Here is a 24147-nt window from a genome sequence, read left to right on the forward strand (position 1 = left end):
TACTTTCGAGCTAGAAGGTTTCTTCGTTATTGTTGTTTTTGATTAAACGTTTCGCTCTTTTCCTCCTAGATTATCCTATTCTCCCGCAAAACAACAAAAAAACGGACTGAAAATCAGCCCGTTTTTACACTTATTCATGATTACCTGAATAACCTTTACTATTTTCCTTGGTTTTTCATTTGTTGCATCATTTGTCTAACCTTTTTCTCTGACGGTTTTTGACCCATTGATGCCATCATCATGCGTAACATATCCTCATTAACGGGAGGATTTTTTTTGAAATAATCTTGCATATATTTGCGTGCAAGGAAAAAGCCCCCTGCAGCGCCTACTAATAAAGCGATTACTGCGATTAATACTACCCAACCTGTTGCCATTGAAACTCTCTCCTCTCCGTATAGTTTTGCTCTCAATGAATTATTTTACTAGAAATAGCAAAAAAAGAAAAGTTCTTTTTGCGGGATTTCTCTTAAATAATGAAAAAAGTCTGATTTTTTTGCAAAATAGTGATTAAAAGTCAAAAATATACGCTCTTAAATGTCAATAGGACCTTTAAGAGCGATTGTTGCTTTAGTTTTGTCCTTGAATTTTTTCTAATAATTCTGGATCAAATGTTTGATTTTTTAACATCGCAATTTCAAAGCCGTAAGGGGCCTTTTTATTTTTTTTGTCTTCTCCGACATAAGGTGTTTCTAAAATTTTTGGTAAAGCAGTTAATTTTTCATGGTGAACCACACCGTTTAAAGCTTCAAAACCAATAGTGCCAAAGCCAATATTGGCATGACGATCTTTATGTGAGCCCATAGGATTTTTAGAATCATTCACATGAATAACTTTTAAACGATCCAATCCGATAATTTTATCAAATTCAACTAATACGCCATCAAAATCATCTTTTACATTATACCCTGCATCATTAATGTGGCAAGTATCCAGAGTGACAGAAAGCTTATCATTTAGCGTAACTCCGTCAATAATCGCAGCTAGTTCGTCAAACGTACGGCCGATTTCGGTTCCTTTACCAGCCATTGTTTCTAAAGCGATTTGAGGGATTTGCTCTTTCCACAAGACTTCGTTTAGACCTTTAACAATTTGTTTAATGCCGGCTTCTGGACCTGCGCCAACATGCGCACCTGGGTGTAACGTGATTTGCGTTGCTCCCAACGCTTGTGCTCGCTCAATTTCTTGTCGCAAAAAGTCTACGGCAAAACCGAAATTTTCCGTTTTAATTGTATTGCCTAAATTAATAATATACGGGGCATGAACGACGATATTACTTAAATTGTGTTCCTTCATAAACGCTTGCCCAGCTTCAATATTCATTTCTTCAATCGGTTTCCGGCGCGTGTTTTGTGGCGCACCTGTATAAATCATAAAGGTTGTTGAGCCATAACTAGCCGCTTCCTCGGCAGAGCCTAATAGCATTTTCTTGCCACTCATACTAACGTGTGATCCTAATAACATGTGGTTCCTCCTAATAATTCTTCTTTTTCTTTTGGTAGTGTTGATACTGTTGCAGCCATTCTTCAAGCGTGATTTTTGTTACTAATTCGCCAATTAGTTCATAGGGTATTCGCTTAGGATTAGTGAAGCGAAGACAACTTTTCCCCATGTTTAGCTTTGTTGACACTTGTTCCTGATAGGCTTCTTGAAACCAACTTCGGACGGCTTCATTTCCCATTAATCCCATGTGATATAAAGCTACTTGCCTTTTAGTAGCGCCTAAGCTGATAAATGGTAACGGCTCATCACCACGGTTGAGATAGCCTTCTGGAAATACTGAAAGCGGCACAACAAAGGTTGGCATGCCATATTGCATTGTTAATTCAAATCCTGCTGGCAAATTTTGCGAAACGGCGTCTAATACTTGCTGATAAGCAATTCGCCATTTTGGTTCGACTGTTTCGATGTATGCTGTAACTGTTTCAATTGACTGCCCCATTATTTCTTCCTTTGCTGATAAAGAGCTTTGGTTTTATAGCCTTCTTTTAAAATGACTAACATTTCAGTTTGCCGCTTTTTCCGTGTCTCCGCTCGCTTTGCACTAAATACATACCGCGCCCACTCTTTTTGATAACCAGGCGTTAATGCAGCGAATGTCGCTGCAGCAGCTGGTTCTGTTTGTACCAACGCTTCAATTTCCGGTAAATATTGAACATAATCCCCAACAGCAGAACTGGTCTGATTCTTCGCTGGCTTTTTAAGAACATTCTTCATGCCGACAACCGTAAAAGTCTCATCTAAACTAACCATGCGATTAAATTTTAAGGTTGAGCCTTTAATATACCCATCTGCCTCGTTTACTTGTAATGTTGGAAAAATTTCATCTCGGTGGACAAAAGTTGGATACATTTTATTGCCTTTTTTCGGATAAGCCACATATAACAACCCATTTTCTACTAAATGTTGACCTTCAATCACCATTGAAACAATCTCTTGAAATTCCGCCATCGTTTTCACAAATGCAAAAATCAGCTCAACTGGTTCTGAGGGTAATTGCTGCGCGGCTGAAGCAAATTCAGATAGATACTCTGCCTGTGGTCTATTTAAAATAACTGGGTGCTGATACTTCGTTAAGTTTAACTTTTCGACAATTGATTTCATAACCTACTCCTTATAGCGACTGCACTTTTTATTCTAGCATAGCACAAGTTATCTGTAATTGAATATGCCCAATAGTAAAAAAGAGTTTTTTGTAACAGAATTAATCCCAATTTATCTTTTTTAAAAGCGAAAGCTTGGAACCTGTTGTCTAAACGACCTTCGTCCCAAGCTTTCATTTTTTTAGTATTTTAACAAGAAATATTTTTTCTTACCGCGACGAATCACAGTAAATTGTCCTTCGATTTTATCAGTTTCTGTCAATTCAGCTGCTAAATCTTGTCTACGTTCTCCATTGACGTAAATCGCTCCATTTTGAACATCTTCACGGGCTTGACGTTTGGATGGTTCTATTTTTGAGGTAACTAATAAGTCAACTAAACTTAATTGATCCTCTGGTTGCACCTCGTACGTTGGTACATCTTTAAAGCCTTGTTTAATTTCTTCTGCTGTTAAGCTTTGGATATCTCCGCTGAACAATGCTTCTGAAATTTTAACCGCTTGATGATAGGCTGCTTCACCGTGGACTAAAGTAGTCACTTCTTTGGCTAACGCTTTTTGCGCAGCACGTTGACCTGGGTTCGCTGTAAATTCTTCTTCAATTGTTGCAATTTCATCCAATGTTAAGAAAGTAAAGTATTTCAAGAATTTCACGACATCACGATCATCTGTGTTAATCCAGAATTGATAAAATTCATATGGCGAAGTTTTTTCCGCATCTAGCCAAACTGCGTTTCCTTCTGTTTTACCAAATTTGGTACCATCTGCTTTTGTAATTAAAGGCATGGTTAAGCCAAATCCTTGAACTTCTTGTTCTCGGCGTAATAATTCAATCCCTGAAGTAATGTTTCCCCATTGATCACTGCCGCCTAATTGCAATAAACAACCTTCTGTTTCGTACAATTTCAAGAAATCATATGCTTGTAATAATTGATACGCAAATTCAGTATAAGAAATTCCTGTTTCGATTCGACGTTTCACGCTTTCTTTACTCATCATATAGTTAATTGTAAAGTTTTTTCCAACATCACGTAAGAAATCAATTAACGAAAGCTCTCCAAGCCAATCATAGTTATTTGCTAGAATCGCTGGATTTTTTTCATCTTCAAAATCGATAAAACGTGACAACTGGCCCTTAATACTTTCAGACCAAGCTTTCACTGTATCAAGTGTGTTTAAACTACGTTCTGCATCTTTGAATGATGGATCACCAATCATGCCTGTTCCGCCACCAACTAAAGCAATGGGCACATGACCATTTTGTTGGAAACGACGTAACATAAGAATTGGCAGTAGATGCCCGATGTGTAAACTGTCTGCCGTTGGATCAAAGCCGATATATAATTTAACAGATTCTTCATTTAATTGTTTTTGTAAGGCTTCTTCATCTGTGACTTGGTAGACCAACCCACGGGCTTTTAATTCTTCAAAAAAAGCTGAATTCATGATTTTCCTCCTATAGTAAAACATAATAATAGATCAAATTCCCCTATTCATAGTAACCGATTCTGTCACACTTGAAAAGTCAAAAAATGAGATTTCCCTATTTTCTCTTAAGTTTTTTCAACAAAAAATGGCAATTGGGGTAGAAACTATTCATAGAAGCTTTTTTTTGCTATAATAACACAGAATGTATCATTTTATTGAGGTGAAGCTTTTGAAAAATAATTCAAGTAACAATAAGCAAAAACCAACGACCTCTTCTGGCGGCAATGTCTTTTTACTTATTTTAAATGTCATTATTCGCGTTTTTCAGTCATTAGTGGTTTTTGGGGTTATTCTGATTGTCTTAGGTGGCTCTCTTGGCTTAGGTATCGGAATGGGCTATTTTGCTTTTCTAGTTGAAGATACACAGCCCCCAACGAAGGAAGAATTGCAAAAAGAAATCAGTGATATTACCGAAGTGTCAAAAATGACTTACGCAGATGGTACTCCGATTGCTAACATCAAATCAGATTTAATTCGGACACGAATAAATGGCGATCAAATGTCTCCATTGCTAAAAAAAGCCATTATTTCAACAGAAGATGAATATTTTGAAGAACATCATGGGGTGGTACCAAAAGCGCTAGTTCGAGCGTTAATTTCTGATGCGACAGGTATCGGCGGTTCTTCTGGTGGTTCAACACTGACTCAGCAATTGGTCAAGCAACAGATTTTAACTGACGAAACGACTTTTAAACGGAAAGCCAACGAAATTTTATTAGCTTTACGTATTGAAAAATACTTTTCTAAGGACGAAATCGTGACAACGTATCTAAATGTCTCCCCTTTTGGTCGTAATAACAAAGGTGAAAATATTGCAGGCGTGGAAGAAGCAGCCAAAGGACTCTTTGGTAAAAGTGCCAAGGACTTGAATCTTCCTCAAGCGGCCTTTATCGCAGGACTTCCCCAAAGTCCCATTGTTTACACGCCCTATACTAACACTGGTGCCTTGAAAGACGATTTGTCTTTAGGAATGAAGAGAAAAGATTTTGTTCTTTTCAGTATGTACCGAGAAAAAGCAATTTCACAAAAGGAATATGAAGAAGCCAAAGCTTACGACTTGAAAAAAGACTTTTTACCAACTGAACAGGCCAATGTCAATACAGAAGGCTATCTATACTACACGGTGTTAGATAAAGCAGTTGAGATTGTCATGGATTTAGATATGAAAAAAGCTAAAGTTAATCGTGATGATTTAGATCAAGTTGGTTTAGATCAATATGAAGAACAAGCACGTCGCGAAATCCAGTCGCAAGGCTATACAATCCAATCGACCATTGATCAGAATATTTACAACACGATGCAAACCGCTGTCGCAAATTATGGTTATTTGCTTGATGATGGCACTGCAGATGTCAATGGGAATACAATGATTGAAACTGGCAATATTTTAATGGATAACGCTACTGGTCGTATCCTTGGTTTTATCGGCGGTAGAAACTTCGATATTAATCAAAACAACCATGCCTTTAATGCCAATCGTCAAGTTGGTTCTACGATTAAACCAATTTCTGTCTATGGCCCTGCGATTGATCAAGGACTCATTGGTTCTGAAAGTCGTCTGGCCAACTACCCAACGACTTATGCTGATGGTACAGAATTTGTTAATTCCACAAATGTGGATTTAAATCAATTCGTGACTGTTCGGAATGCCTTGAATTGGTCTTTCAATATCCCTGTCGTTCATGTTAATAATGAGCTAAGGAAAAAAATGGGTGATGATAATTTCTCTTACAATCACTACTTAAGTAAAATGAACTATCCAGCTTCAGATGCTTGGGCTTACGAATCTGCGCCATTGGGTTCAGTAGAAACAAATGTTGTAACACAAACAAACGGCTTCCAAGCGCTTGCTAACAAAGGTAAATATCAAAAAGCCTACATGATTGAAAAAATCACAGACAATAGCGGACATGTGGTCTACGAACACAAAGATGAAGGAACGCAAGTTTATTCACCGGCGACCGCTTCTATTATGAATGACTTGTTGCGCTCAGTGGTGGATTCTGCGAATACGACAAAATTCAAACCAACATTAGCTGGCTTGAATCCTCATTTAGCCAGTGCTGATTGGGTCGGAAAAACTGGGACAACTAATGACTATAAAGATTCATGGCTAATTGTCTCTACCCCGACTGTGACACTAAGTTCTTGGTCAGGACATGATCTACCAGCGCCAATGACGACGACCAGCGGCGACAATAACGGGAATTATATGGCGAACTTAGCTAACGCGCTGTACTATGCGAATCCAGAATTGTTTGGCATTGGTCAAAAATTTGAATTAGACCCAAGTGTCATTAAATCAAAAGTTTCTGAATTTACTGGTGAAAAACCTGGCTCAATTACCTATAATGGTGCCAAGTTCAATACACCTGGCAAAACAACGACTTCATACTATGCCAAAGATGGTGCACCACAAAGTACCTATAAATTTGGGATCGGTGGAACAGACAGCAATTACGCTTCTTACTGGGGAAATCTTGCTCCACGTGCCACTACAAATAATAACAACAACAACAATAAAAACAACGAAAATAAAAAGAACAACTAAAGAATTTGGTAAGTTAAGCTTGTAACCAAAATTATGTAAAAAAGTAGAGACGTAATCCATCACTTGATGAATTACGTCTCTACTTTTATTGTTTCTCTTATTCTTTACCATCGATACTAGCTCGAGCTATTCAAAAATAGCTCCTACATTTAATGAAATAATATGCAGCAATCAACCTATTTTAACTAAAATAATCCCTTTCTGTTTCTCAAAACAATAGCAGATACTATTAAACTTATTAATACATAGACAACTATCATCTTTAAAGAAAAATCAAATGTGAGACCTATCTCATCCATCGGCTCATACCCATTTCCTCCATTAATAACTTTGGGAAAATTCATATAAGATGTAAAGAAAAATTTATTGGAAAGCATGCTAAATCCTGAAGATAATACCACACCAACAATTAGCAAGCTATGAACAATCAAATTTCCAGTAAACAGTGAAAGCAAGAAACTGAATACTGTCAATGCTAATAACAGCATACCAAACATAATTAGGCTTCTCGACAAATAGTTAGAAAGAGAAATGATTGTAACACTTTGTCCCTTTTCAATAATCGCGACTGGATAATCAGGGTTTCCTAGACCATTTTTGAAAAATGCACTGATTACAGAAAGAAAGATTGACAGATAAGAAACCAATCCGACTGTAAACAAAATACTACTTATTTTAATAGAATATTTTTCCCATAGTTTTAAGGGAAGTCCATTCCATAAAGAAACAGTATTTTTTCTTTTTTCTAAAGTTGCGAGCGCTATAATCATTAAACTAGGGATAATTAATAATAATGTATATGGAAAATCCATCGATAAAAGAAAACCTAGGTAATTCAAAGCAGGCATTTTAGCAACTTCAGAAGAATCCACTTGTTTGATCCTGTTTTCAGATAAATATTGCAATTCTTTGACTCTTTTTTGTTGCTCAATAATTGGTATACTGTACAACGTTCCTTTTAACATTGCGTTTAAATTACTTTCTTCCAATTTTTTCTCAGCTTCTAATAAAGCCCATTCATCACCAATTTTGATGGCATTAATTGCTTTCCTTAATTGCTCACTTTCATCTTCTATCTCATTTAAAGTTTCTTTTGCTGCAGGTTCATTTTTCATTTTTTCTTTCGCTTGTTCGTTATTTTTGATTCGGTTTTCATATTGCATTTCTTTAAAAGAAAGTTGTTGGGGTTGAGCTAGTAACGGATAAATTAACATTAAAATAAAGGCTACAAACACAAACCACAGACTCTTCTCTTTCAATATTTTTATCGTTTCTATCTTAAGCATTTCTTTCTTCTCCTCTTAAATATAAGTTATCATATTGTTCACGTAAAGAAAGGTTACGTTGATCATTCTCAACCAGCTTTTTATTTTTCATAAATAAAATACGTGTACATGTGTGTTCAACATTATACAAATCATGAGAAGATAAAATAACTATTTTATCTTTGGAAACTATTTCTTTTAAGCACATTATGAATAAACTAACACTAGTAGGATCCAAGCCATTAAAAGGTTCGTCTAACAAAAGTATTGTTGCATCACTTGCTAGATACATTGCTAATAATACATGTTGTTTCATTCCAAGAGATAATTTTTTTATTGTTCTATTTTGGTATTCTTTCATCTTTAATTGTTCAAAAATATGCTCTATATCGCTATTACTTTTCCAAGCAGCTTTAACATATTCAAGATGTTCTTTCGGCGTCAAATAATCATATAAATTTTTACTACTTTCAAGAAAAAATAGTTCTTTTAAATACGTTGCACTTCTACTATTGTAATCAATCTTATTTAAACTAATATTTCCATTTTTTATAGGGATTAAACCAGATATAGCATTAAAGAACGTGGTTTTTCCAGTTCCATTAGGAGCAACTAAGCCAATTATTTCACCAAATTCAGCTTGCATAGATAAATTTTCTATAATTGCTCTATTACCATACTCGACAGTTAATTCTCTTACCTCCACAAAAACACCTCTTTTTTAATCTAAAGATACCATAAGCAATGCTTTACCGACCGATTTTCTAATCAACTTAATCTTATTTTAATTTTCAATCTTATTGTGTATTAATAGCAGAATGCAAAAAAGTACAAGAAGAAATCATGAAAATGATTTCTTCTTGTACTTTTTTGCATTTCTAGTAGAATTTTCTCTTATTTTGTTGAACCTTTTTGATCAATTCCATAAGGTAAAACAACTGTTTTTTCTTCAATTTCTTCTTTGTTCATTAGTTTTGTTAATAAACGCATTGACACGGCACCGATATCATATAAAGGTTGTGTAATACTTGATAGACGTGGACGAGAGACTTCTGTAAGCAATGAGTTATTGCTTGTAATGATTTCAAATTCTTCTGGAACTTTCACACCAGCATCTAGCATCCCATCTAATAAGCCAATTGCTAGCTCATCATCTGTAACAAAGGCAGCAGTTGCCCCACTATTACGGACACGCTCAGCCAAATTAATGCCTGCTTTAAATTTATATTCAGATTCAAAAACTAAGCCTTCATTATAAGACAAGCCATTTTCCGCTAAAGCTTCTTTGTAGCCTTTCATTCGGTTTTGACCATTAATTGGATCGATTAATGCACCACTAACAAAAGCAATTTTTTTGTTCCCATTTTTCGCTAAAGTCGCTGTTGCATCTTTCGTTGCTTCTGTGTAATCAATATTAACGCTACCAACTTGTTCGTCTGGATCAATTGAACCTGCTAAGACAACAGGTGTTTTTGAACGTGAAAATTCACCACGAATATCATCTGTAATGCGATGACCCATAAAGATAATCCCATCTACTTGCTTGGCAAGTAAATTGTTTAATACAGTAACTTCTTTTTGATCGTCTCCATCTGAATTAGCTAAAATGATATTATATTTATACATTGTAGCCACGTCGTCAATGCCACGTGCTAATGAAGCAAAAAATGCATTACTAACATCTGGAATAATGACACCCACTGTTGTCGTTTTTTTACTTGCTAAACCACGTGCGACTGCGTTAGGACGGTAATCTAAGCGATCAATCACTTCTAAGACTTTTTTACGCGTTGCTGGTTTTACATTGGGATTACCATTGACAACACGAGAAACAGTAGCCATAGATACATTTGCCTCTCTAGCAACATCATAAATTGTAATTGTTTGTTTTTCCATGTTTCTTCTCCTATAAATATGAATTTGTTCTCATTTTCTGAAAACACTGTTTACATTTCTTTCCTAGCCTAGAATATCAAAATTCTTCTATTTTTGCAACCGTTTTATCGTTTTTTCATGAAAATTTACTTTCCATTTCAAAAGGAACTTTTTGTCATTTCATGTTATGATAGTACTGTGATTCACTTCAGAATAAAAGAAAGAAGGATGTTTTATGAATCAAGAAAAAATTGCCGATTTAAAAAATTGGATGCACCAAGAAAAGATTGACTTCACTTATATTAGTGATCCTGGTCATATCGCTTACTTTTCCGGTTTCGAAAGCGAACCTCATGAGCGCGTGTTAGCTTTGTTTATCGCTGCGGACGATCAATCATTTTTATTTACACCTGCATTAGAAGTCGAAGATGCCGAAAATAGTAGTTGGACTTATCCCGTTTATGGTTATTTAGATAGCGAAAATCCTTGGGAAAAAATTGCGGCTTTATTAAATAAACGGACACAAGGCACACCACGCTTTGCTTTAGAAAAACAAGCTCTTTCTTTAGCTCGTTTCGATCAATTGAAAACCTATTTCCCAGCTAGCGATTTTTCGCATGATGTTACGCCTTTAATTGAAAAACTTCAATTAATTAAAACAGAACCTGAAATTCAACGTTTACTAGAAGCTGGTAGTTGGGCTGATGTCGCTTTTGAGATTGGCTTCAAAGCAATTCAAGCAGGCGTTGCGGAACAAGAAATTGTTGCAGAAATCGAGTATCAATTAAAACGTCAAGGTATTCGCTCAATGAGTTTTGATACGTTAGTCTTAACAGGAAAAAACGGAGCTAGTCCTCACGGGGTACCTGGCGAAACAAAAATTGAGCCCCATGACTTAGTGTTATTTGATTTAGGTGTCGTTCATAATGGCTATTGTAGTGATGCCACACGAACAGTCAGCTACTTGGAACCTTCTGATTTCCAAAAAGAAATTTATGGAATTGTTTTAGAAGCACAATTAGCAGCAACTGAAGCGGTGAAACCTGGTGTTACAGCAGGCGAATTAGATGATATTGCTCGAGGTGTAATCACAAAAGCTGGTTATGGTGAATACTTTAACCATCGCTTAGGCCATGGCATTGGAACCACTGTCCATGAATACCCATCGCTGGTTCATGGCAATGATTTAGTCATTGAAGAAGGTATGTGTTTCTCTATTGAGCCCGGTATTTACATTCCTGGAAAAGTAGGCGTTCGTATTGAAGATTGTTTACACGTAACCAAAACAGGCTCCGAACCATTCACTAAGACAACCAAAGAATTGCAAATTATTCAATAGCATAAAAATAAAATGAGGCCATCAGTCAACCGGACTGATGGCCTCATTTCTAAATTTTAAGGTAAGCCGCTGAACAAAAGCAACACGATCCGTTGCTAACTTTCATAAGCTAAACGCTTGTTACCCTTTAAATTCTTTTTTTACGTCTTTCGCTGCATCTTTAACATCTTCTTTTGCTTCTGCAGCTTTTTCAGGAACATCTTTGGTGGTTTCTTTTGCTTCATCGACACCAGCAGAAACAGTTTCTTTGGCCGCTGCCGCAGAATCTTTAACGTCAATATAGATATCTTCTGCTGCATCTTCGGCAATTTCACCTAAATCTTCTGCGTGATCTTGAGCATCGTCAGCTGCTTTTTTAAATTGATCAGATAAATCACCTGTTTGTTTTTTAAAGTTATCAAGCATGTCGCCAGAAACACCTTGTGCTTTATCCAATGAATCTTTTGTTTTTTCTTTGACAGAACCTGCCAAATCAGAGGCTTGATCTGATAAAACGCCGGCTTTTTGTTTTGCGATTTCTGTTAATTCTGTTCCTTTTTGAACAGCATAATCTGTGTAATCTTGCGCTTTGTTTTTTAAATCATCTGTTTGATTTGATAAATCATCACGTAATTCTTTACCTGATTTTGGTGCAAGTAATAATGCGGCAACGGCTGCTGCTGTTCCACCAATTACTGCTCCTAAGAAAAATCCGCCTTTTTTAGCCATAAAAATCTCCTCCAATTAGTTATTTGTTTTTTTATTTTTTGAACGCATTGCTCTAAAAGCAGAACCGCCTACTTTACTCACTAAACCAGCTTTCGCTGTGCCTTTCCCTACGGTTCCTACCTTTGTAATCAAATGTTTACTTGAGGTGTTCAATTCAGAGACACTTTCGCTTAAATCAGCAACGGCCGTAAACAACGGATCAATCGTTGCCACTTTTTGATTCACATCTGTCAATAGTTCATTGCTTTTAACAAGCAAGCCTTCCACTTGGCGACTCAATACATTCACATCGCTAGTCACGACTTTGATTGTTGTATTTGTTTCATCAATTGTATCTTCAATTTTTGAAACAACTTGAGAAACTTTATATAACACAAGTACTAAAAAGATGACTAAAACAACAAATGCTACCGCTGCAATTAAGGCAGCAATTTCCCCACCTGACATATCATTACTCCCCTCTGAAATTTTATTTATAATCTTAGGATAACACCAACTTATATTTTTCACAACTCATAAAGCTAAGAATGACAATTTATTTTATAAAATTCTCATGCCCTTTTCTTTAAGAAAAAAAGCGTAAAATTTCCTTCTAACGAATTGAAATTTTACGCTTATTTTTATTTATTTTTCTTTTGGTTGCTCTTTTTTCGCTAATTGAGCACCTAAATTAATAATGTATTCTCGTAAATTATCTTTTACTTCTGGATGAGTCAAACCATATTCAATGCTTGTTTTCATAAACCCAAATTTATCGCCAACGTCGTAACGTTCTCCTTTAAACTCACGAGCAAAAACGCGTTGTGTTTTATTTAAAGTGTCAATCGCATCTGTTAACTGAATTTCGTTACCAGCGCCTGGTTTTTGATTTTCAAGTACATCAAAAATTTCAGGGGTTAATAAATAACGGCCGATAATCGCTAAATCACTTGGTGCTTCCTCGGGTTTTGGTTTTTCAACAAAATTCTCGACATTGTATAGTCCTTTTTCGATTTCTTTTTCTGGGTTGATAATACCATATTTTGAAGTATCTTCATGGGGCACTTTCATTACAGCAATCGTCGAAGCATGTGTTTCTTCGTAATCATCCATTAATTGTTTCGTTAATGGCACTTTATCTTCCATTAAATCGTCGCCTAACATCACGACAAAAGGTTCATTGCCAACAAATGCTTTCGCTTGTAAAACAGCGTGTCCTAAGCCTTTCGGATGGGATTGACGAATAAAATGTAAATTAACATCCGTTGTTTCTTCGACTAATTTCAATAAATCGGTTTTATTTTTTTCTTTTAAATTATTTTCTAATTCAACATTTGAATCAAAATGATCTTCAATCGGACGTTTGGCTTTGCCTGTCACAATTAAAATATCTTCGATTCCTGAAGCTAGTGCTTCTTCTACAATAAATTGAATCGTTGGTTTATCAACAATCGGTAACATTTCTTTTGCCATCGCTTTGGTAGCCGGCAAGAAACGTGTTCCTAACCCAGCTGCTGGAATAACTGCCTTTTTAACTTTCATCTTTTTTCCTCCTAAAAATCAAGTGTAAATTCGTTTTCGGTTTTGCCATCGCGCAACATGATTTCTTTTGCTGCTTGTTGTACATCTTCGTCATTGTACAAGACATTGTAGATTGTTTCTGTGATTGGCATTTCGACTTCTAATTGTTGTGCCAATTCATAGGCTGCTTTAGTTGTTGAAACACCTTCCACAATCATGCCCATGTTTTCTAAGACTTCATCTAACTTATGGCCTTTTCCTAATAAATTACCCGCACGCCAATTTCGAGAATGGACACTTGTACAAGTAACAATTAAATCCCCAACACCACTTAAACCAATAAATGTTAATGGGTTTGCTCCCATCGCAACCCCTAAACGACTAATTTCTGCTAAACCACGAGTCATAATTGCCGCTTTGGCATTATCACCAAAGCCTAAGCCATGAATCGCTCCGGCGCCCAAAGCAATAATATTTTTTAAGGCCGCCCCTGTTTCTACACCAATCACATCATCATTCGTATAAATTCTAAAGTAATCATTCATAAACAACTCTTGCACATACACAGCGTCTGCTAAATTTTCGCTTGCTGCTGTAATGGTTGTGATGTCATGAACAGCGACTTCTTCTGCATGGCTTGGACCAGATAAAACCACAATCCCTTGCCGTTTTTCTGCTGGAATCTCTTCTGCTATCACTTCTGAAATCCGCTTATGTGTACCTTGCTCGAGCCCTTTACTTGCATGAATAATAATTGGTTTTGTTTTTAAATGTTGGGCCACTTCTTGTGCTACTGAACGAATGGCTTTAGTTGGTACCACAAACAGTACCGCATCAACATCTACTAAAGCAGTGGCTAAATCAGTGGTTGCCTGAATTGAAGTAGGTAAGATTAATTCTGGTAAATAATGTTTGTTGGTGTGTTTTGTATTTATTTCATCGATTTGCTCTGGTTTATTTCCCCAAATACAGACCTCGTGTCCATTTTCGGCTAATACTTGAGCTAAAGCTGTCCCCCAGGAACCTGGACCTAAAACAGCGACTTTTTGTTTCATCGGTGAAACTCTCCTTTCGCTAAACAACGTTACTTCTTTAGTTTACCATATTCTTCGATCAAGTTGGATTAAGAAGTTGTTATTTTTTTCTTTTGTTTCTCCCGATTGTAAAATTTCAAATTGGGATTTCTTCTACGAACGATCACAATAACAATTGCTGCCACGAACATCACTAAAGACAACAATTGTGAGACACGAATGTTACTAAACGCATACAAACTGTCCATCCGTAAGCCTTCGATGAAGAAACGGCCGAAAGAATACCATATTATATAACCTAAAAAGACTTCGCCTTCTTTTAAAAAGTGTGGCTTTTTGCGTAATAACACTAAAACGATAAAGCCTAAAACATTCCAGACAGATTCATATAAAAATGTTGGTTGATGATACGTTCCGTTGATATTCATGTTATCAATAATAAACGTTGGTAAATGGAGATTTTCTAAAAATTGTCTGGTGGTCGCTGGCCCATAGGCTTCATGATTCATAAAGTTGCCCCAGCGACCAATTGCTTGCGCTAAAATCACACTTGGTGCGGCAATATCTAAAAAAGTCCATGTAGAAATGAAACGATGACGCGTAAAGAAAAACAGCGCCAGTCCCCCACCAATAAGACCACCATAAATCGCTAAGCCACCATTTCGAGTAAAGAAAATTTCAATCGGATTGTCTACATAGTCTTGCCATTGAAAAGCGACGTAATACAAGCGCGCGCCAACAATTGCTGCAGGTAATCCCCAGAGCATAAAGTCAAAGACATCATCTTCTTTTAAACCAACACGAACGGCTTCACGACTACTTAGCCAAACAGCTAAAGCAATCCCTGAAACAATAATAATTGCATACCAATAGACGGGAATACCGAAAAGGCGAAATGCAATTGAATTTACTTGAGCTAACATCATCACATCTTCTCCTTCTATTCTCCTGAATTTTCTTCAATCAAACGGGTTAAGCGCTCTTCGAACGTTTTTGTTGCATCATAGCCCATTGTTTTCGCGCGGAAGTTCATTGCTGCTACTTCAATGATAATGGCCACATTTCGGCCGGTCTTAACAGGAATACGAATCTGAGGGACATCAACGTTAGCTATTTCAACCATTGCATCATCACTACCGAGGCGATCATATTTCTTGTCTTTTTCCCATGCCTCTAAATAAACGACCAATTGAACTTGCATAAAGCCGCGGACCGCACTAGCTCCAAACAGGTTCATGACGTCAATAATTCCGATACCACGAATTTCAATTAAATGCTGCAAAATTTTTGGTGGCTCTCCAACCACGGTTAATTCATCTTGCTGATAAACATCGACACGATCGTCTGCGATTAGCCGATGTCCACGTTTAATAAGCTCTAAAGCTGTTTCACTTTTACCAATACCGCTATCTCCTTGAATCAAAACACCAAGTCCATAAACATCAACTAAAACCCCATGGACACTTGTCCGAACAGCTAAACGGCCATCTAAATAACTGGATAGTTCCCCTAGTAAACGGGAAGTTGAAATCGGTGAACGTAATACAGAAACCCCATTTTCTTTTGCTGCTGTAATTAATTCTTCGGGGATTTCTAGTCCTCTGGATACTATAAAGGCTGGAGTATCTTTCGCACATAAACGGCGCATCACTAATAAACGCTCTTCAGGCATCATTCGTTCTGCAAAGGTAATTTCTTTGCTCCCAAATAATTGTAAACGGTCATGGGAATAATAATTAAAGTACCCAGTTAATTCTAAACCTGGCCGGGAAATTTCACCAGTTTTAATTGTTCTATTTAAGCTTTCTTCATCTCCGTATACTACTTCTAAAGAAAGATTTTCTACCAGTTGATAAATCTTTACCACTTCTGTCATATCGAATGTCAGTCCTTTCTGCTACTTGTTATATTTTATCATTTAAAAATACAAGTTTCTAGCTATTCACTAGATAATTCCTAGAATTATCATATTTCAAAAAAATGAAACTATTTTTCAGTGAAATTACCTATGCTATTTCTGTTACTTGACTATTTCAGAAAACTTTGTATACTTGAAGCCGATCCTTTTAAGAAAAGAGGAAACTTATGAAAGAATATTTAAAGGAAAAAGCCCATCAATTACCGTTAACACCGGGTGTTTATTTAATGAAAGACGCAACCGACACAATTATTTATGTGGGTAAAGCCAAAAAATTAAAAAATCGCGTGTCGAGCTATTTTATTAATAGTAATCAACATTCTCGAAAGACGATGCGTTTAGTCAAACAAATTATAGACTTCGATGTTCTCCATACTGACACAGAATTGGATGCGCTCCTTCTAGAATGTCAACTGATTCAACAGTATCGGCCGCGCTACAATCGCCAAATGAATGCTTATGAACAATATTCTTATGTATCGGTAGCCGTTAATGAGCGGCAATTAGAGATTAAACTCTTAAATATTCCCACTAAAGAGAACTGTTTTGGTCCTTATTCGATTCGCCGAAAATTAAACCGTTTAAAAATAATTTTGGATAGTATCTACGATCTCGTCCCAACCAACTATTGGCATCAAACCTTTCAAAAAGAGAGTGCCATTCCGACCGAACTATTTCAACAAGAATTGTTCGACTTTTTCCATAATCAAGGACGAGAACCAATCAAACGAATTGCTCAACAAATGCAAGAGGCTGCTGAAAAACAAGCCTTCGAAAAAGCGGCAAAACTCAAAGAAGATTGGCTCTTTTTGACGCGCTTTGCAAACCAAAATCAACGAATTAGTCAAGCTAACCAACGAGATTGGCAACTGATGTGGTTACCTTGTCAGAAAAAAATCAAATACTATTTAATTTACCAAGGCTTGGTGGTAGCAACACGTGTTGTAACTAAACAAACGTTTCAAAAATATTCATCGCTTGAACTAGCAAAAAAAATCATGCCCAAAAAACCACCGAAAACAATTGAGCATTACTCGAAGCAACAAGTTGATTTTTTAAACATTTTATATGGCTATATCAGCCGCCATCCAGAATGTCACCTAGAAAATTTAACCATCGAAAAAGCCTGAAGAACGCATTTTATGCTACGTTCTTCAGGCTTTTTTTATTCATATTTAGATAAATTGTGATCCGTAACGATCGTATTGACAATTGACATAATTACAGCCATTAGCACCGCTGCCCAAAAACTTGAGAAGCCAAAGTTCATTTCCCCCACAAAAAACGAGGTCATTTGTAAAATCGCTGCATTGACAACAAAGCTAAATAGACCAAACGTTAATAAAGTAAATGGGAGCGACAAGATTGTTAAGACTGGTTTCACCAACATATTTAGGATTGAGAGAACAAAGGCGGCAATAATTGCAGGCATTATGCCTCTCACATGAATCATGCCAGGAAAAACAACTGATAAAGAAATGAATGTCAGTGTATTAACAACCAATCGCTGAAAATATGTCATTAAAAGTCACTCCATTCGTCATCATCAATTTTTTCCGCTTCTTTACGTTGCTTTTTATTGGCAGCATAAGGATTTTCATTGCGAACATTTCTATTATAAGGATTTTGATGGCCGTAGCCGCGATCGCTTCCTGTTCTTCCAGAAGGGATCAAGACTGCTAAGGCAATGTATAAGAGAATGCCTGGAAATCCTGCTGAGAAAAAGCTGAGCAAGACATAAACGACACGAATAATTGTTGGGTCAATTCCTAGCCAATCAGCAATCCCAGCTAAGCTTCCTGTTAAAACCACGTTATTCGGAGATTTTGTTAGTTTTCTTTTCATATGTTTTCACCTCGTCTACTAAATTTTACACTAGAAAGGCTGATTCGTCAGCCCATCTAGCTTAAAATTATTAATTATTTATCCGTATCTTTTAGGAAAATACTTCCCGTTGTTGTAGAAGCATTAATTTGAGCCATTGATTCTTCCAGTACACGTCTAAAATGTAATTGTTGATTGCCGCGATCTTTCTTTTCACGGACAACTTCAATATCTGTTAAACGGCTGTTAATACTACCTAAATTCGTTTTCACTTGCCCTTCAACGCCTAAGTCATTTGGCAAGGCCAACTTGATATTCCCATTTGCAGAGCTTGCTTCAACACGGCGAAGCGTTTTTTCTTTAGCTGTAATGCGGATATCTCCATTAATCAGAGAGACACTTAGACTTTCTGGTGCCGCGGAAATAGACACATCACCATTGACTGTTTCAATAATGTTATCTAAAATCGTTCCTTCTAGGACTTTAATTTCACCATTCACACCTTCAATTTCTAACATAGTTGCATCAATTTTTTTAAACGTAATCGTCCCATTCGTTGATTTTGTGTAAACATCTTTCGCTGTTAACTCTTCTACTAAGACATTTCCGTTTAATAATTTAACAGATACATGATCGTAAGTGCGTTTTGGTAAATAGAACGTTAAATCTGCTTTCACCCGTTTGTTTGGCACTTGGAAAGAAATCGTTTCATCATCCACATCAATGTCACTTCGTTCTAAGAAAGCTTCCATTGGTGAATCTCCTGCCATTTTACCATATAATTTGATTTTTGCTTCGACTTTCACATCTTCTTGATCCCAAGTTTTGAAAACCACGGTACCATTTGCTACCTTGACATCAATTAAACTTGCTTGTGGATTTGGATAGTTAAATTCATGTTCAAACTTAGTTGTTGCCACACCAGGAACTTTCATTTTAATGTCTTTCCATTCCACATTATCATTCATGGTGTCACTGAAAGAATTAAATGTTTTTTTCAAGAATTCTCCCACTTGGCCGCCAACTTCGGCAACTTTGCCGCCGACTTGGTTAAAGGTGTCTGTGGCTTGATCTTTCCACTCTTCAGAGAATTGAGAAGAAACTTTTTCTTTTGTATCATTCCATTGACCTTTCCATTGTTCTTTGCGAATGTTTTTTAGTTCTTCTTCCAGTGCTGTTTTTTCAGTACTTTGAGTCGCTAATTTTTCTTCTAATTGTGCAAGTAAAACGTGCAAGTCTTTTCGTTGAACTTGTTCATCTTCTGTTAATGCATCTAACTCTTCTTTTGTATCTAATGTTCCAATTTCTTCTGCGACTTCTTTAATTTCTTCTTTGATGCCGGCAATTTCTGCGTTGACTTCGTCCAATTCAGCCGAAGCACGATTGGCTTTTGTTGCTAACTCATCAAGAATTCTTTCTAAGTTTTCACGATCTTTTTCTGCACTGTCCTGTGTATTTTCTTCAAACGAATCAACAGTAGGTCCTTCTGATTCGCCTTTTTCTAATGCATCCATTAAATCTGCGACTTGATCTTCTTTATTTGTTGTTCCAATATTTTGTGTATCAACTTTTTCAGCAGCTTTTTCGATTTGTTTTTCATCTTTTTCAGTTGCCATATTTTCTAATAAAATTAACGCTTCTTCTGACGTTAGAATACCTTTTTTCACTAATTCTAATACGCGTTCTCTTTCTTTCATGGATATTGCCTCCTTAGCAAATTTTTCACTCAATAGTGTTTTCCTTACATGCATTATTATGCCTTGTTTTTGATCATTTGTCATAGGACTTAAGAACGATTTCTTCTCATTAGTAAGGACTAGTTTTATAAAATCAGTTCATTTTACGCTAAAAAAACTAGGAATTGGTCTAAAAAAGGCCGTCTCCTAGTTTTTTTATTTGTTTTTCTTAAAATTGTTCGTCACGATTACTATTCAATTCGGTAATTTTACCAGTTGCCAAGTAAACAATCCACTCACAAATATTTGTGACATAGTCACCAATTCTTTCCAAGTATTGTGCCACATGTAGATAATCAGTTCCGCTAATGACCGTTTCTGGATTAGCTTTCATTGCTTCTACGGCATGTTTGTAAATACTATCGAAATATTCATTAGTACGATCATCCATTTGTGCAATCATTCGTGCATCTTTTTGATCCGTTTTAACATAGGCGATTAAAACATTATCCACCATTTTTTTCACATAATCAGACATATCTGAAATTTCTTTTTCGATTTCAGGAATACGTGTTTCTCCTTTTAAGCGAATCGTTGATTTAGCAATTGAAACGGCATGGTCCGCCATTCTTTCTAAATCCGAACTAGCTTTCATAACAGTGATAATCATACGTAAGTCTGTTGTCACTGGTTGTTGTAACGCAATCATTTCAAAACTCTTTTTCTCAAGTTTGACTTCCATATCATTAATTTCAATATCGCGATCAATCACTTCTTGAGCCAATTTTTTATCATGATTAATATATGCCTTAACAGATTTATGGACGGCACTACTAACCATCATACCCATTTCATAAAATTGATTGTGCAGATTCAATAGTTCTTCTTCAAATTGTGTCCGTAACATTCTTTTTCCCCCTTTTAACCAAATTTACCAGAAATGTAATCTTCTGTTTGTTTTTCTTTTGGATTTAAAAATACTTTTTTCGTGTCATTAAATTCAATTAAATCACCTTGTAAAAAGAAGGCCGTTTTATCAGAGATCCGTGATGCTTGTGACATATTATGTGTCACCATAATCATGGTATATTTCTCTTTTAATGTTAACAGCATGTTTTCAATTTTACCACTAGAAACTGGGTCCAAGGCGCTAGTTGGTTCATCTAATAAAATAATATCCGGTTCCACAGCTAAAACACGAGCGATACAAACCCGCTGTTGTTGTCCACCAGAAAGTGAAAGTGCACTTTTGTGAAGTTTATCTTTGACATCCTCCCAAACGGCAGCAGCTTTCAAACTGGTTTCAACTGCTTCATCTAAGACTTGCTTGTCTTTGACTCCTTTTAGGCGCAAGCCATAAATCACATTTTCATAAACTGAAAACGGAAATGGATTAGGTTGTTGGAAAACCATGCCAATTTCTTTACGTAATTCAACGTTATCTGTTTTCGGTCCATAAATATCTTTTCCTTTATAGACGACACTTCCAGTAATAGTTACGTCTGGGATTAAATCATTCATACGATTCAAGCAACGTAAATACGTTGACTTCCCGCAACCAGAAGGACCAATCATGGCAGTTAATTCTCCTTGATTAAAAGTTAAATCAATGCCTTTCAATGCTTCTTTTTTCCCGTAATATAAATGTAAATCTTTTGATGAAATAATTTCTTTGCCCATCTTGCTCCTCCTAACCAAAATGTCCTGAAACGTAGTCTTCCGTTGCTTGAATTTTTGGTCGTGTAAAGATTTTTCTTGTATGGTCGTATTCAATGACTTTACCCATATAGAAGAAAGCTGTATAGTCACTAATCCGCGCCGCTTGTTGCATGTTATGTGTCACAATGATGATCGTGTAATCATCTTTTAAATTCACTAACGTTTCTTCAACCGTTCCTGTTGAAATCGGATCTAACGCGCTTGCCGGTTCATCTAACAATAAAATATCTGGTTTCATCGCAATTGCCCGAGCGATACACAAACGTTGTTGTTGCCCACCAGACAGAGCTAAGGCGCTTTTGTTTAAGTTATCTTTCACTTGATCCCAAAGTGCGGCTTGCTTCAAACTTGTTTCAACGATTTCATCTAATTTTTTCTTATCCTTTTCACCATGCTGTTTCAATGCGAATGTGATATTTTCATAGATAGATTTACTAAATGGATTGGGCCGCTGAAAAACCATGCCAATGCGTTTTCTCATTTCGTAGACGTCAACTTCTTTCGTATTGACATCGACATCTTTATACATGATTTTTCCAGTAACACGTGAATTGGCAATGCCATCGTTCATACGATTTAGCGAACGTAAATACGTGGATTTACCGCAACCAGAAGGTCCAATTAAGGCGGTTATTTTGTTCTTTTCAAATTGTAAATCAACACCTTTGATAGCTTCATTGTCCCCGTAAAAGACATGTAAGTCTTCCGTGTGTAACGCAATCGGGTCTTTTTGGCTATCTAGTTGAAGTAAATGGGTATCATTTAAATTGTATTCTTTCATGCTAATTCCCCTAACATTAAGCTGATGTCATTCTCTTATAAAGACGGTTGCCGATAAAGCGAGCGCCGAAATTGAAAAGTAAAACTACTAAAATTAACACAGCGGAGGCACCTGCTGAGACCGCAGCGCCATCTGGCATCGTTCCTTCGGTATTAATTTTCCAAATATGCACAGCCAACGTTTCCGCTTGACGGAAAATGCTAATTGGACTTGAAACGCTCAATGGATTCCAATTACTGAAATCTAAGGCAGGTGCGCTTTGTCCTGCTGTATAAATTAACGCAGCGGCTTCACCGAAAATCCGACCAGAACTCAAAATAACACCTGTCAAAATTCCTGGTAATGCTTCTGGCAAAATAACTTTTTTAACTGTTTCCCAACGTGAAAGACCTAAGGCTAACCCCGCTTCACGCTGTGTATAATGAATGGCTTTCAAAGATTCCTCAACATTTCTAGTCAATAATGGTAAGTTAAAAAATGTTAATGCTAACGCACCTGATAAGATTGAAAAGCCATATCCGATTTGTACAACGAAAATCAAGAAGCCGAACAGCCCGACAACAACGGAAGGCAATGAACTTAAAATTTCAATCGAGGTACGAATTAAATCAGTTAACCAATTCTTTTTCGCATATTCCGATAAGTAAATTCCAGCACCCAATGAAATTGGAATACTAATAATCATTGTAATCAATAGTAAATATAGTGAGTTAAACAGCTGAATACCAATCCCACCACCAACTTGATAGGCTCTGGATGGTTGTGTTAAAAATTCCCACGAAATATGTGGAATTCCTCTAGCTAAAATGTAAATCAGTAAGGCCGCCAAAATTAAAACAATGACGCCAGATACGGCATATAAGATACCTGTTGCGATTTTATCTGCTTTTTTTGCATTCATTATTTTAAGGCTCCTCTCTTACCGATAATTCGGATAACAATGTTGAATAGTAAAGACATCAACAATAGAATCAAGGCTAAAGACCAAAGAACGTTGTTTTCAACTGTTCCCATAATTGTATTCCCAATCCCCATTGTCAAAATACTTGTTAGTGTCGAAGCTGGTGTTGTCAAACTAGTTGGCATCACAGCTGCATTTCCGATTACCATTTGGATTGCTAAGGCTTCACCAAACGCACGAGCCATACCAAAGACAACCGCAGTTAAAATACCAGGCACAGCTGCCCGCAAGACAACTTTATAAATCGTTTGCCAACGCGTAGCACCAAGCGCCAACGACGCTTCACGATAATGTCGAGGCACAGCTTTTAATGCATCTACGGTCATCGTAGTAACCGTTGGTAAAATCATGACAAATAGCACAAACGTACCAGCTAAAATACCGAAGCCAGTTCCGCCAAAGATTGAACGGACAAAAGGAACAATGACAGATAAACCAATAAATCCATAAACAACAGAGGGAATCCCTACAAGTAATTCAATAACTGGTTGTAAAAATTTTGCTCCTTTTTTAGGTGAAATTTCTGTCATAAAAACAGCCGCTCCAATCGCAAATGGTGTCGCAACAATCGCTGACAAAAACGTTACAATAAAGGAACCCGCAATCATCGGTAAAGCCCCAACCATGGGTTTACCGTCTGCGCCGATATCACTTGGGTTCCAGTTTGTTCCAAATAAGAAATCAAACACATTAATCTTATCTTTAAAGAATGTAGCAAGTCCTTTACTTGCAACAAAATAGAAAATTGAAACAACCACTGCTACAATTAAGGCAATACATAGGAAACTAATAAATTTCCCTCGTTGCTCCATCTTGGCTCTTTTCGATTTTGTTAATAATTTTTTCTGTACATCTTCCAAGAATATTTCCTCCTCAAACAATCCAACTTTTACAGATAAAAATAGTG

At 36.5% G+C, this 24147-nt stretch carries 26 protein-coding genes; 3 read left to right on the forward strand and 23 right to left on the reverse strand.

The window, feature by feature from the left end; translation table 11 throughout:
* Positions 1-158 precede the first annotated feature (158 nt).
* From IGK82_RS07345 to tyrS, 6 genes are all read right to left on the reverse strand, one after another.
* Complete coding sequence (locus IGK82_RS07345; protein WP_002357397.1) at positions 159-377, reverse strand: YneF family protein; 219 nt, start codon at positions 375-377, stop codon at positions 159-161.
* A 193-nt stretch (positions 378-570) separates the two neighbouring features.
* Complete coding sequence (locus tag IGK82_RS07350) at positions 571-1464, reverse strand: deoxyribonuclease IV (RefSeq protein ID WP_002357396.1); 894 nt, start codon at positions 1462-1464, stop codon at positions 571-573.
* Positions 1465-1474: 10 nt separating this feature from the next.
* Complete coding sequence (locus IGK82_RS07355; protein ID WP_002364059.1) at positions 1475-1942, reverse strand: DUF1801 domain-containing protein; 468 nt, start codon at positions 1940-1942, stop codon at positions 1475-1477.
* The gene (locus IGK82_RS07360) at positions 1942-2604 is read right to left on the reverse strand and encodes a YdeI/OmpD-associated family protein (protein WP_002361915.1); all 663 of its coding nucleotides are present in this window, start codon (positions 2602-2604) and stop codon (positions 1942-1944) included. Before IGK82_RS07360 ends, IGK82_RS07355 begins: the two co-directional genes overlap by 1 nt.
* Positions 2601-2780 (reverse strand): hypothetical protein, encoded by a 180-nt coding sequence (locus IGK82_RS07365; protein WP_002365741.1) that lies wholly within the window; start codon positions 2778-2780, stop codon positions 2601-2603. The genes IGK82_RS07360 and IGK82_RS07365 overlap by 4 nt, the downstream gene beginning before the upstream one ends.
* A gap of 4 nt (positions 2781-2784) precedes the next feature.
* Positions 2785-4047 (reverse strand): tyrosine--tRNA ligase, encoded by a 1263-nt coding sequence (gene tyrS / locus IGK82_RS07370; RefSeq protein ID WP_002357324.1) that lies wholly within the window; start codon positions 4045-4047, stop codon positions 2785-2787.
* Between the two features lie 184 nt (positions 4048-4231).
* Between tyrS and IGK82_RS07375 the strand changes: the two genes are divergently transcribed.
* The gene (locus tag IGK82_RS07375; RefSeq protein WP_002410605.1) at positions 4232-6640 is read left to right on the forward strand and encodes a transglycosylase domain-containing protein; all 2409 of its coding nucleotides are present in this window, start codon (positions 4232-4234) and stop codon (positions 6638-6640) included.
* A gap of 185 nt (positions 6641-6825) precedes the next feature.
* On the opposite strand, the gene IGK82_RS07380 is transcribed toward IGK82_RS07375, so the two are convergent.
* From IGK82_RS07380 to ccpA, 3 genes are all read right to left on the reverse strand, one after another.
* Positions 6826-7926, reverse strand: a complete 1101-nt coding sequence (locus IGK82_RS07380) for an ABC transporter permease (RefSeq protein WP_002410604.1) — start codon at positions 7924-7926, stop codon at positions 6826-6828.
* Entirely contained in the window at positions 7919-8611 is a 693-nt protein-coding gene (locus IGK82_RS07385) for an ATP-binding cassette domain-containing protein (protein WP_016622389.1), read from the reverse strand. Before IGK82_RS07385 ends, IGK82_RS07380 begins: the two co-directional genes overlap by 8 nt.
* 188 nt (positions 8612-8799) lie before the next feature.
* Positions 8800-9801, reverse strand: coding sequence for a catabolite control protein A (gene ccpA, locus IGK82_RS07390; protein ID WP_002357319.1), 1002 nt, complete (start codon positions 9799-9801; stop codon positions 8800-8802).
* Positions 9802-10015: 214 nt separating this feature from the next.
* Here ccpA and IGK82_RS07395 point away from each other — a divergent pair, with 214 nt between their 5' ends.
* Positions 10016-11119 carry an aminopeptidase P family protein gene (locus IGK82_RS07395; RefSeq protein ID WP_016622388.1) on the forward strand — a complete coding sequence of 368 codons (1104 nt, stop codon included), beginning with the start codon at positions 10016-10018 and terminating at the stop codon, positions 11117-11119.
* Positions 11120-11239: 120 nt separating this feature from the next.
* On the opposite strand, the gene IGK82_RS07400 is transcribed toward IGK82_RS07395, so the two are convergent.
* The 6 genes from IGK82_RS07400 to hprK all read right to left on the reverse strand — a co-directional run bounded on the left by IGK82_RS07400 (position 11240) and on the right by hprK (position 16237).
* Positions 11240-11827, reverse strand: coding sequence for a YtxH domain-containing protein (locus tag IGK82_RS07400; protein WP_002381831.1), 588 nt, complete (start codon positions 11825-11827; stop codon positions 11240-11242).
* A gap of 15 nt (positions 11828-11842) precedes the next feature.
* Positions 11843-12274, reverse strand: a complete 432-nt coding sequence (locus IGK82_RS07405; RefSeq protein ID WP_002357316.1) for a DUF948 domain-containing protein — start codon at positions 12272-12274, stop codon at positions 11843-11845.
* 177 nt (positions 12275-12451) lie between these two features.
* Positions 12452-13348, reverse strand: a complete 897-nt coding sequence (gene galU / locus IGK82_RS07410) for a UTP--glucose-1-phosphate uridylyltransferase GalU (RefSeq protein ID WP_002360159.1) — start codon at positions 13346-13348, stop codon at positions 12452-12454.
* 11 nt (positions 13349-13359) lie between these two features.
* Positions 13360-14382 (reverse strand): NAD(P)H-dependent glycerol-3-phosphate dehydrogenase, encoded by a 1023-nt coding sequence (locus IGK82_RS07415; protein WP_002357312.1) that lies wholly within the window; start codon positions 14380-14382, stop codon positions 13360-13362.
* 68 nt (positions 14383-14450) lie between these two features.
* Positions 14451-15284, reverse strand: coding sequence for a prolipoprotein diacylglyceryl transferase (gene lgt, locus IGK82_RS07420; RefSeq protein ID WP_002381830.1), 834 nt, complete (start codon positions 15282-15284; stop codon positions 14451-14453).
* A gap of 17 nt (positions 15285-15301) precedes the next feature.
* Positions 15302-16237 (reverse strand): HPr(Ser) kinase/phosphatase, encoded by a 936-nt coding sequence (hprK, locus tag IGK82_RS07425; protein WP_002357309.1) that lies wholly within the window; start codon positions 16235-16237, stop codon positions 15302-15304.
* Positions 16238-16446: 209 nt separating this feature from the next.
* On the opposite strand from hprK, the gene IGK82_RS07430 reads away from it, so the two are divergent.
* Entirely contained in the window at positions 16447-17409 is a 963-nt protein-coding gene (locus tag IGK82_RS07430; RefSeq protein ID WP_002361928.1) for a GIY-YIG nuclease family protein, read from the forward strand.
* Between the two features lie 35 nt (positions 17410-17444).
* Here the strand turns inward: IGK82_RS07430 and IGK82_RS07435 are convergent, their stop codons facing one another.
* The 8 genes from IGK82_RS07435 to pstC form a co-directional block, all read right to left on the reverse strand.
* A complete protein-coding gene (locus IGK82_RS07435) occupies positions 17445-17801 on the reverse strand; it encodes a phage holin family protein (RefSeq protein ID WP_002357307.1) in 357 nt (118 codons plus the stop codon).
* The gene (locus tag IGK82_RS07440; protein WP_002357306.1) at positions 17801-18124 is read right to left on the reverse strand and encodes a PspC domain-containing protein; all 324 of its coding nucleotides are present in this window, start codon (positions 18122-18124) and stop codon (positions 17801-17803) included. The genes IGK82_RS07435 and IGK82_RS07440 overlap by 1 nt, the downstream gene beginning before the upstream one ends.
* A gap of 74 nt (positions 18125-18198) precedes the next feature.
* Positions 18199-19800, reverse strand: coding sequence for a daptomycin-sensing surface protein LiaX (gene liaX / locus IGK82_RS07445; RefSeq protein ID WP_002360155.1), 1602 nt, complete (start codon positions 19798-19800; stop codon positions 18199-18201).
* Between the two features lie 208 nt (positions 19801-20008).
* Entirely contained in the window at positions 20009-20686 is a 678-nt protein-coding gene (gene phoU / locus IGK82_RS07450) for a phosphate signaling complex protein PhoU (protein ID WP_002357304.1), read from the reverse strand.
* Positions 20687-20700: 14 nt separating this feature from the next.
* A complete protein-coding gene (gene pstB / locus IGK82_RS07455) occupies positions 20701-21459 on the reverse strand; it encodes a phosphate ABC transporter ATP-binding protein PstB (RefSeq protein ID WP_002357303.1) in 759 nt (252 codons plus the stop codon).
* Positions 21460-21469: 10 nt separating this feature from the next.
* Positions 21470-22279: a phosphate ABC transporter ATP-binding protein PstB gene (gene pstB, locus IGK82_RS07460; RefSeq protein WP_002357302.1), complete on the reverse strand. Its 810-nt coding sequence runs from the start codon at positions 22277-22279 to the stop codon at positions 21470-21472.
* A gap of 16 nt (positions 22280-22295) precedes the next feature.
* On the reverse strand, positions 22296-23180 hold the full coding sequence (pstA, locus tag IGK82_RS07465) for a phosphate ABC transporter permease PstA (protein ID WP_002357300.1): 885 nt from the start codon (positions 23178-23180) through the stop codon (positions 22296-22298).
* Entirely contained in the window at positions 23180-24100 is a 921-nt protein-coding gene (gene pstC, locus IGK82_RS07470; protein WP_002357299.1) for a phosphate ABC transporter permease subunit PstC, read from the reverse strand. The genes pstA and pstC overlap by 1 nt, the downstream gene beginning before the upstream one ends.
* Positions 24101-24147 lie beyond the last annotated feature (47 nt).

Origin of the sequence: Enterococcus sp. AZ197, assembly GCF_050556405.1 — a bacterium.
GTDB classification, from domain to species: Bacteria; Bacillota; Bacilli; order Lactobacillales; family Enterococcaceae; genus Enterococcus; species Enterococcus faecalis.